Annotated in this window: 2 protein-coding genes; both read right to left on the bottom strand. The window is 59.7% G+C overall.

Annotated elements, in window-relative coordinates; genetic code table 11:
- Window positions 1–916: electron transfer flavoprotein subunit alpha/FixB family protein (locus E9531_RS17345; protein ID WP_136575022.1), on the bottom strand; the 916-nt coding region annotated here is incomplete at its 3' end.
- 20 nt (window positions 917–936) lie between these two features.
- On the bottom strand, window positions 937–1,371 hold a 435-nt coding region (locus E9531_RS17340), incomplete at its 5' end, for an electron transfer flavoprotein subunit beta/FixA family protein (protein WP_136575021.1).

The following is a 1,371-nucleotide window of genomic DNA, read 5'->3' as shown; positions in this document are numbered from 1 at the left end:
ACTCAGGCACAGCAGCAAACAAATCAGCCACGAGGCCATAGTCAGCCACGGAGAAGATTGGTGCTTCCTCATCCTTGTTCACCGCAACGATGACCTTGGAGTCTTTCATCCCAGCCAAGTGCTGGATCGCACCGCTGATGCCTAGCGCCACGTACAGCTCAGGCGCCACGATCTTGCCGGTTTGACCCACTTGCAGGTCGTTCGGTGCGTAGCCTGCATCCACTGCCGCACGGCTGGCACCAATAGCGGCGCCCAGCTTGTCGGCCAATGGTGTGATGACTTCCTTGAACTTCTCTTCGCTGCCCAGCGCACGACCACCGGAGACGATGATCTTGGCTGCGGTCAACTCTGGACGATCGCTCTTGGAGACTTCACGGCTGACAAAGCTGCTCTTGCCCGAATCGGCCACGGCTGCAATGGTTTCCACCGCAGCAGAACCACCCGTTGCAGCAACGGCATCAAAGCCGGTGGCGCGCACGGTGATAACTTTCTTGGCGTCGGTCGCCTGCACGGTGGCAATGGCGTTACCTGCGTAGATGGGACGCTCAAAGGTGTCGGCAGAGAGGACTTTGGTGATGTCGCTCACTTGCGCCACGTCGAGCTTGGCGGCTACGCGCGGTGCAGCGTTCTTGCCGGTGGAGGTGGCTGGGAACAGGATGTGGCTGTAAGCATCAGCGACGGCCAGCACCTGCGCAGTGAGGTTTTCTGCCAGGGCGTTTTCCAGCGATGCGCCATCGGCGTGCAGGATTTTGGCAACACCTGCGATTTGCGCAGCTTGTTTGGCGGCTTCGCCTGCGTTGGCGCCTGCCACGAGAACGTGGATGTCGCCACCAATGGCGGCGGCCGCTGCAACGGTGTTGAGGGTGGCGCCTTTGATGCTGGCGTTGTCGTGTTCAGCAATAACGAGTGTGGTCATGATGGTGTCTCTCCCCTGTCTCAGATGACTTTGGCTTCGTTCTTGAGTTTGTCGACCAAGGTGGCGACGTCTGGCACTTTGATACCCGCGCTGCGCTTGGCCGGCTCAGAGACTTTGAGGGTTTTCAGGCGCGGGGCGGCGTCCACTCCCAAGTCGGCTGGGGTGACGTTTTCCAGCGGCTTTTTCTTGGCCTTCATGATGTTGGGCAAGGTCACGTAGCGTGGCTCGTTCAGGCGCAAGTCGGTGGTGATGATGGCTGGCAGAGAAACACGGATGGTTTCCAGACCGGAGTCCACTTCACGGGTGACGGTGGCGTGGCCATCGGCAACTTCGACTTTGGAGGCGAAGGTGGCTTGGGGCAGGTCTGCCAGCGCAGCGAGCATCTGGCCTGTTTGGCCTGCATCATCATCAATGGCTTGTTTGCCCAGCAGCACAAGGCCGGGTTGCTCTTTATC

Source organism: Lampropedia puyangensis, assembly GCF_004833285.1.
Classification (GTDB): domain Bacteria; phylum Pseudomonadota; class Gammaproteobacteria; order Burkholderiales; family Burkholderiaceae_C; genus Lampropedia; species Lampropedia puyangensis.
Note: the sequence above shows the minus strand (reverse complement) of the source record. Positions and strands in the feature narration are given on the sequence as shown.